General features: G+C 74.8%; 9 protein-coding genes and 1 pseudogene. 4 read left to right on the forward strand and 6 right to left on the reverse strand.

Going from position 1 to position 7,329, the window contains the following annotated elements; translation table 11 throughout:
- Positions 1-496 (reverse strand): DAK2 domain-containing protein (locus tag ABD317_RS31310; protein WP_425582483.1); only part of this gene is annotated, 496 nt, incomplete at its 3' end.
- A 195-nt stretch (positions 497-691) separates the two neighbouring features.
- On the opposite strand from ABD317_RS31310, the gene rpmB reads away from it, so the two are divergent.
- Positions 692-877 (forward strand): 50S ribosomal protein L28, encoded by a 186-nt coding sequence (gene rpmB / locus ABD317_RS31315; protein WP_018839653.1) that lies wholly within the window; start codon positions 692-694, stop codon positions 875-877.
- Between the two features lie 112 nt (positions 878-989).
- On the opposite strand, the gene thiD is transcribed toward rpmB, so the two are convergent.
- Complete coding sequence (gene thiD, locus ABD317_RS31320) at positions 990-1,877, reverse strand: bifunctional hydroxymethylpyrimidine kinase/phosphomethylpyrimidine kinase (RefSeq protein ID WP_344294341.1); 888 nt, start codon at positions 1,875-1,877, stop codon at positions 990-992.
- On the reverse strand, positions 1,870-2,844 hold the full coding sequence (locus tag ABD317_RS31325; protein ID WP_027754987.1) for a thiamine-phosphate kinase: 975 nt from the start codon (positions 2,842-2,844) through the stop codon (positions 1,870-1,872). Before ABD317_RS31325 ends, thiD begins: the two co-directional genes overlap by 8 nt.
- 137 nt (positions 2,845-2,981) lie before the next feature.
- Between ABD317_RS31325 and ABD317_RS31330 the strand changes: the two genes are divergently transcribed.
- Positions 2,982-3,215: an Lrp/AsnC ligand binding domain-containing protein gene (locus ABD317_RS31330; protein WP_027754988.1), complete on the forward strand. Its 234-nt coding sequence runs from the start codon at positions 2,982-2,984 to the stop codon at positions 3,213-3,215.
- 20 nt (positions 3,216-3,235) lie between these two features.
- Complete coding sequence (locus ABD317_RS31335) at positions 3,236-3,793, forward strand: DUF3515 family protein (RefSeq protein WP_199789023.1); 558 nt, start codon at positions 3,236-3,238, stop codon at positions 3,791-3,793.
- A 24-nt stretch (positions 3,794-3,817) separates the two neighbouring features.
- On the opposite strand, the gene ABD317_RS31340 is transcribed toward ABD317_RS31335, so the two are convergent.
- The 3 genes from ABD317_RS31340 to ABD317_RS31350 are packed head-to-tail and all read right to left on the reverse strand — an operon-like array spanning position 3,818 to position 6,797.
- Positions 3,818-4,996 carry a D-alanine--D-alanine ligase family protein gene (locus tag ABD317_RS31340; RefSeq protein ID WP_344294344.1) on the reverse strand — a complete coding sequence of 393 codons (1,179 nt, stop codon included), beginning with the start codon at positions 4,994-4,996 and terminating at the stop codon, positions 3,818-3,820.
- Between the two features lie 32 nt (positions 4,997-5,028).
- On the reverse strand, positions 5,029-6,054 hold the full coding sequence (locus ABD317_RS31345; RefSeq protein WP_344294346.1) for an NAD(P)H-dependent glycerol-3-phosphate dehydrogenase: 1,026 nt from the start codon (positions 6,052-6,054) through the stop codon (positions 5,029-5,031).
- Complete coding sequence (locus ABD317_RS31350; protein ID WP_027754991.1) at positions 6,051-6,797, reverse strand: 1-acyl-sn-glycerol-3-phosphate acyltransferase; 747 nt, start codon at positions 6,795-6,797, stop codon at positions 6,051-6,053. Before ABD317_RS31350 ends, ABD317_RS31345 begins: the two co-directional genes overlap by 4 nt.
- A 156-nt stretch (positions 6,798-6,953) precedes the next feature.
- Between ABD317_RS31350 and ABD317_RS31355 the strand changes: the two are divergent.
- Positions 6,954-7,329: pseudogene (locus ABD317_RS31355) on the forward strand (2-phospho-L-lactate guanylyltransferase); the annotation flags it as partial.

The raw sequence follows: 7,329 nt of genomic DNA on the forward strand, positions 1-7,329 counted from the left end.
TCGTCCCCTCGACCGGGTGCTCCACCGCCGCCCGCGCGGCGTCCGCGCCCCGCCGCAGCGCGGCGGCCAGGCCGCGGCCGCCGCCGTCCCCGTCCCCGTCGCCGCCGCCGTCGTCGTCGCCGCCGGCACCGGCATCCACCACCGCGCCCGTCAGCCCGCGCAGCAGCTCCGCCAGGATCGTGCCCGAGTTGCCGCGCGCCCCGATCAGCGCGCCGTGCGCCATCGCGCGCAGCACGTCCGCCACCGCCGGTTCCCCTGCGCCGTCTCCCGCGCCCTCCCCCGCGAACGCCCCGCAGACCGCGTCCACCGCCTGGGCCGCCGACTCCACCGTCAGATACAGGTTGGTCCCGGTGTCGCCGTCGGCGACCGGGAAGACGTTGACGGCGTCGATCTCCTCCCGGCCGCGGCCCAGCGCCTCCAGGGCCAGGGCGCACCAGGCCCGCACGGCAGCGGTGTCGAGCACCTCTCGTAACCCCCTCGGAACGGACGACGGCACGGCCGGGTACGGTGTAGCCGCAGCGTAGCCGCTGGACCGGCGATTTCCTCCGCCGGGAAGCGCCGTAGTATGCTGCTCAGGTTGCCCGGTCCCGTACCGGGCCTTCCTTCCCGGCCCGGCCGACCTGCTCCTCGTCAGGAGGAGGACGTGCCGCCGGATCCGACCGTTCGTGCATTCAGAAGCTTGGAGTGACCCGTGGCTGCCAACTGCGACGTCTGCGGCAAGGGGCCGGGCTTCGGCAACAACATCTCCCACTCGCACCGCCGCACCCGCCGCCGCTGGAACCCCAACATCCAGCGGGTGCGCGCCGTGGTCGGGGGGACGCCGAAGCGCCTCAACGCCTGCACCTCGTGCATCAAGGCGGGCAAGGTCTCGCGCTGACGTAGCGCGGCCGCCCCGGCACGCACAGCGGGCCGGTCCACCGCAGGGTGGGCCGGCTCTCTCGCGTTTCCGCCGCGCCGCGGGCGAGCCTCCGGGGCGTACGGGCCGGGAGTCAGCCCGTTCCCGGCGCCGGCCCCGCGGCCGTACGCCACCGCCACCCGTGGTCCACCGGCCCCGTCCCCGCCCCCAGCGGGAACCCGCCGGCGATCGCCCCCGTGACGTACTCCTTCGCCGCCGCCACCGCCTCCGGCACGGCCCGCCCCCACGCCAGCTGCGCGGCGACGGCGCTCGCCAGCGTGCAGCCCGTGCCGTGGGTGTGGCGGACGGGGAGCCGGGGCACGCGCAGCCAGTGCTCCTCGGTGCCGTCCGTCAGCAGGTCGACGGCATCGGCGGTGTCGGCGCCCGCGCGCGCCGCCAGGTGACCGCCCTTGACCAGCGCCCAGCGGGGCCCGTACGCCAGCAGCGCCGCCGCCGCCCGCGGCATGTCCGCCTCGCCCGCCACCCGGATCCCGGTCAGCCACGCCGTCTCGTCCAGGTTCGGGGTGACCACCGTCGCCGCCGGGAGCAGCCGGGTGCGGACGGCGTCCAGCGCCTCGGCCGCCAGCAGCCGGTCGCCGTGCGAGGAGACGCCCACGGGGTCGACCACGACGGGCGCGGCCGTCCCGGCCAACAGCTCCGCGACCGCCGTCACGGTCCCGGCGCCGGCCAGCATGCCGGTCTTCACGGCCTGCACCCCGATGTCGTCGACGACGCTGCGGAACTGCGCGCGCACCGCCGCCGCCGGCAGCTCCCAGCTGCCCTGCACCCCGCGGGAGTTCTGCGCGGTCACGGCGGTGACGACGCTCATGCCGTGCACGCCGAGCGCGAGCATCGTCTTCAGGTCGGCCTGGATGCCCGCGCCGCCGCCGGAGTCGGAGCCGGCGACGGTCAGCACCCGCGGCGGCGCGGCCCCGGCGGCCGCCTGGTCCGGGCCCGGCCCTCCTGCCGCGGGGTCAGCCACCGAAGTGGTCCCAGCCCGCCGCGCCCCGCCAGGGCTCGCCGTCGACGGTCACCTGCGCGGCCGCCGAGGGCGCCTGCACCTCGCCCACGACCCGCCACCGCGCCGGCAGCTTCACGTGCGGCGGGAACGTCGCCACGATCGCGTGGTCCTCGCCGCCCGTCAGCACCCACTGCAGCGGGTCCACGCCCACCGCCTTGCCGATGTCCGCCATCTGCCCGGGCACGTCGAGGGCCGCGGTGCGGATGTCGATACGGACCTTCCCCGCCTCCGCGACGTGCCCGAGGTCGGCCAGCAGCCCGTCGCTGACGTCCGTCATCGACGTCGCGCCGAGCCCCGCGGCCGCCGGGCCCGCCTGGTAGGGCGGTTCGGGGCGGCGGTGCGCCTCGACGAAGGCGCGGGGCGAGCGGAAGCCGCGGGCCAGGACGGCGTGGCCGGCCGCGGACCAGCCGAGCCAGCCCGTCACCGCCACCACGTCGCCGGGGCGGGCGCCGGCGCGGGTGACGGGCTCGTGGCCCTGCATGTCGCCGAGCGCGGTGATCGCGAGGGTGATGGCGTCGCCGCGTACGACGTCGCCGCCGACGACGGCGGCGCCGGCCACCTGGCACTCGTCGCGCAGCCCGTCCATCAGCTCGGCGGGCCAGGTGACGAGCAGGTCGGCGGGGACGACGAGGCCGAGGAGGAGGGCGGTGGGGACGGCGCCCATGGCGGCGATGTCGGCGAGGTTCTGCGCGGCGGACTTGCGGCCCACGTCGTACGCCGTCGACCAGTCCCGGCGGAAGTGCCGGCCCTCGATCAGCACGTCGGTGCTGGCCACCACCCGGCGGTCGGGGGCGCTGAGCACCGCCGCGTCGTCGCCGGGCCCGACCCGTACGGCCGGCGTCGTGGTCAGCCGGGAGGTCAGCTCCCGGATGAGCCCGAACTCGCCCAGCTCCCCCACGGTGCCCCGCCCCTGCCCGTGGCCCCTCATCGGATCGCTCCTTCCGTCAACCCGGCTCCCGCGGTCTCGCCCGTCACGGCCGCTCCCGGCCCTCCCCCGGCGGCCGGACTACGCGATACGGTTGCGTCTCTCCCCACATGATCCTCGAAGCCGCCCCTGGAGGTTCCGTGGTACAGGCTTACATCCTGATCCAGACCGAGGTCGGCAAGGCCTCGGCCGTAGCAGAAGTCATCGGCAAGATCCCGGGAGTGATCCAGGCCGAGGACGTCACCGGGCCGTACGACGTGATCGTGCGCGCCCAGGCGGACACCGTCGACGAACTCGGCCGTCTCGTGGTCGCCAGAGTCCAGCAGGTGTCGGGCATCACCCGCACCCTGACCTGCCCGGTCGTTCATCTCTGAACCCCCCGTATGCTCGGCGCGTGACCACGCCGAGCACCCCGTCCCGGCCCGCGCGGGCCGACCGCCCCGTTCCGTACTTCCGCCCCACCCGGCCATACCGCTCCGCTCTCCGCCCGACCGCCGCGCTGCTGCTGCTCGCCGCCCCGCTCGCCTGTTCCGGGGGCGACGGCGGCGCGCCGCAGGTGGCCGTGCCGACCCCGCAGGGGAAGGCCGCGGGCTACTGCGGCAGGCTCGCCGAGCGGCTGCCGGACACCGTGGACGGCCAGGAGCGCCGCGCGACCGAGCCGGCGTCGCAGCTGACCGCCGCGTGGGGCGACCCCGCGGTGCGGCTGCGCTGCGGGGTGCCCAGGCCGGCGGAGCTGACCCCGGGTAGTGAACACTACAACCCCTATGCCGAGACGGCCGTCGTGAACGGCGTCGACTGGCTGATAGCGGAGACCGACGACGGGCGCCGCTTCGTCACCGCGGGCCGCAAGGCGTTCGTCGAGGTCACGGTGCCCTCGGAGTACGCGCCCGAGGTGAACCCCCTGACGGACCTCGCCGACGCGGTCAAGGCGGCCGTCCCGACCGTGCTCTAGGGCACCGGCCCCAGGGCACAGACCCTAGCGCAGCCCCGTCGAGCGGCGCAGCGCCGCCTGGATGAGCCGGTCGACCAGCTCCGGGTAGTCCACGCCGCTCTCCTGCCACATCCGCGGGTACATCGAGATGGGCGTGAAGCCGGGCATCGTGTTGATCTCGTTGATCACGAACCCGCCGTCGTCGGTGCGGAAGAAGTCCGCCCGCACCAGCCCCTCGCAGGAGCAGGCCTCGAACGCGGCGACCGCGAGCCGCTGCACCTCGGCGGTCTCCTCGCCGGTCAGCGGCGCCGGCACGATGCCGTCGGCGGAGTCGATGTACTTCGCCTCGAAGTCGTAGAAGTCGTGGCTGGTGGTCGGGGGGATCTCGGCGGGGACGCTGGCGCGCGGCCCGTCCTCGAACTCCAGCACGCCGCACTCGATCTCGCGGCCGCTGACCGCCGCCTCCACGATGATCTTCGGGTCGTGGCGGCGCGCCTCGGCGATCGCGTCCTCCAGCGCGCTGAACCCTCCGCGGCTGTCGACCTTCGTGATGCCGATGGACGAACCCGCCCGGGCCGGCTTCACGAACACCGGCCAGCCGTGGTCGGCGGCGAAGTCCACGATCTTCCTGCGCGCCGCCGCGCCCTCCCGCCCGGGGCCGCCCTGCTCCCACTCGCGCGGCCGGACCACGACGTACGGGCCGACCGGCAGCCCGTAGGAGACGAAGACCCGCTTCATGTACTCCTTGTCCATGCCGACCGCGGAGGCCAGCACCCCGGAGCCCACGTACGGCACGCCGGCCAGGTCGAGCATGCCCTGCAGCGTGCCGTCCTCGCCGTACGGGCCGTGCAGCATCGGGAAGACGACGTCGACCTCGCCGAGCGCCTTGGGGACCTGCCCCGGCTCGGTGTAGACGACCTCGCGGCTGCCCGGGTCGGCGGAGAGCACGACGGCGCCGTCCTCCGCCGCCGCGTCGACCAGCTCCTCCACGCGCGGCACCCGGCGGTCGGCGATGGCCATCCGCTCGGGTTCGTCCGCGGTGAGCGCCCAGCGGCCGTCCGCGGTGATGCCGATGGGCAGCACCTCGTACTTCTCGCGGTCGATGGCGCGCATCACGGCGCCCGCGGTGACCACGGAGATGCCGTGCTCGGAGCTGCGCCCGCCGAAAACGACGGCGACGCGCGGCTTGCGGCCCTGGCTTTCGTAGGAGTGCTCGCTGCTCATCGCTCGCACATTACCCGCTGCACCCGGGAACGTCAGTGTCCCTCGGCCTTGGCGCTGCGCGACATCAGCTCCTTCAACGCCACGAGCGGCGGCTTCCCGTCGTGCACGATGCTCACCACGGTCTCGGTGATCGGCATGTCGACCGTGTGCCGGCGGGCCAGATCGAGCACCGACTCGCAGGACTTGACGCCCTCGGCGGTCTGCCTGGTGGCGGCGATGGTCTCGGCGAGGGTCATGCCGCGGCCGAGGTTGGTGCCGAAGGTGTGGTTGCGGGACAGCGGCGAGGAGCAGGTGGCGACCAGGTCGCCCATGCCGGCGAGGCCCGCGAAGGTGCGCGGGTCGGCGCCGAGGGCGCTGCCGAGGCGGGCGGTCTCGGCGAGGCCGCGGGTGATGAGCGACGCCTTGGCGTTGTCGCCGAGGCCCATGCCGTCGGCGATGCCGACGGCCAGGCCGATGACGTTCTTGACGGCGCCGCCGAGTTCGCAGCCGACGACGTCGGTGTTGGTGTACGGGCGGAAGTACGGGGTGTGGCAGGCGGTCTGCAGCCGCCGGGCCACCGCCTCGTCGGCGCAGGCGACCACGGCGGCGGCGGGTCGCCGGGCGGCGATCTCGCGGGCCAGGTTGGGGCCGGTGAGCACGGCGACCCGGCCGCGTACGCCGGCGGCGTCCCCGGCCGCGTCCTCGGTGACGACCTCCTCGATGACCTCGCTCATGCGCTTGGCGGTGCCCAGCTCGACGCCCTTCATCAGGCTGACGAGCACGGTGCCCGGGGCGAGCAGCGGCGCCCAGCGCTCCAGGTTGCCGCGGAGCGTCTGCGCCGGCACGGCGAGCACGGTGAACTCGGCGTCCCGGGCGGCCCCGGCGGGGTCGGCGGTCGCGGTGACGGCGTCGGGCAGGCGTACGCCCGGCAGGTAGTCCGGGTTCTCCCGGGTGGCGTTGATCGCGTCGACGAGCGCGGCCCTGCGGCCCCACATCGTGACCCGGCAGCCGGCGTCGGCCAGCACCACCGAGAAGGCCGTACCCCACGAGCCGGTGCCGAAGACGGCGCAGCGCGTCACGAGTTCTCCTTACGGTCCGCGGAGCGGCGGCGCTGTTCGGCGCGTACCGTCTTCGGGTCGAAGCGCTCGGCGGGCGCCGGCTCGCCGCGCAGCTCCTCCAGCAGGCGGGTGACGGCGTCCATGATGACGTCGGTGGCCGCCGCGAGCACCTCCGGGGTGGGCTCCTTGCCGTGGAACTCCGACAGGTCCACCGGCGGCCCGGCGAGCAGGTGGAAGGTCTTGCGGGGGAAGAGCCTGGGCCTGCCGTACGGCGGCAGCACCTCGTTGGCGCCCCAGTGCGCGACGGGGATGACGGGCGCCCCGGTGACGAGCGCGACGCGGGCGGCGCCGGTCTTGCCCTTCATCGGCCACAGCTGCGGGTCCCGGGTGAGGGTCCCCTCGGGGTAGAACGCCACGCACTCGCCGTCCTCGACGGCTTTGACGGCGGCCCGGAATGCCGTGGAGGCGTCGGTCGACTCGCGGTAGACGGGAATCTGTCCGGTGCCGCGCATCATGGTGCCGACGATGCCCTTCTTGAAGAGTCCGTCCTTCGCCAGGAACCTCGGCACCCGGCCGGTGTTGTACTGGAAGTGGGCATAGAAGAACGGGTCGAGATACGAGTTGTGGTTGACGGCGGTGATGAATCCGCCGTCGGCCGGTATGTGCTCCGCGCCACGCCAGTCCCGCTTGACGAGCGCCCGCAGGGGCGGCTTGCAGAGGGCCGCGGCCAGCCGGTACCAGAAGCCGATCCTCCGCCGTGACACGGTTCTTTTCACCTTCCCGGATTTACCTCGGTGCGCGTTTCGTGGCCGAAACAGTCTCGCCCCGGGTCGCACGTCTGTCGAGAACACGGTACGCCCATGTGACCGGCCCGCCGGTCCGGACGGAGCGCGGGCAGGCGACAATGGGGCGGAACGACGATGGCGAAACGCATGGCAGCAGCGCAGACGGAAGTCCCCGGCCGGCCGGGGACGCGGCTCTGGCATGTCGTCGTGCCGCTGAAACCGCTGGCGCTGGCGAAGTCCCGGCTGGGCCCGGCGGCGGGCGAACCGGGCCGGGGGCGGCTGGCGCTGGCGTTCGCGCTCGACACGGTGGGCGCGGCGCTCGCCTGCCCGACGGTGGGCTCCGTGACGGTCGTCACGGACGACGCCGAGGCGGCGGAGCGGCTGGCGGCGGCCGGGGCGCGGGTCGTACCGGACGACCCGCGGGCGGGTCTGAACGCCGCGCTGGCGCACGGCGAGCAGCGGGTGCGGCCCGACGTGCCCGGCGCCGTCGTCGCGGCGCTGAACGCGGACC

Origin of the sequence: Streptomyces synnematoformans, assembly GCF_039531005.1 — a bacterium.
GTDB classification, from domain to species: Bacteria; Actinomycetota; Actinomycetes; order Streptomycetales; family Streptomycetaceae; genus Streptomyces; species Streptomyces synnematoformans.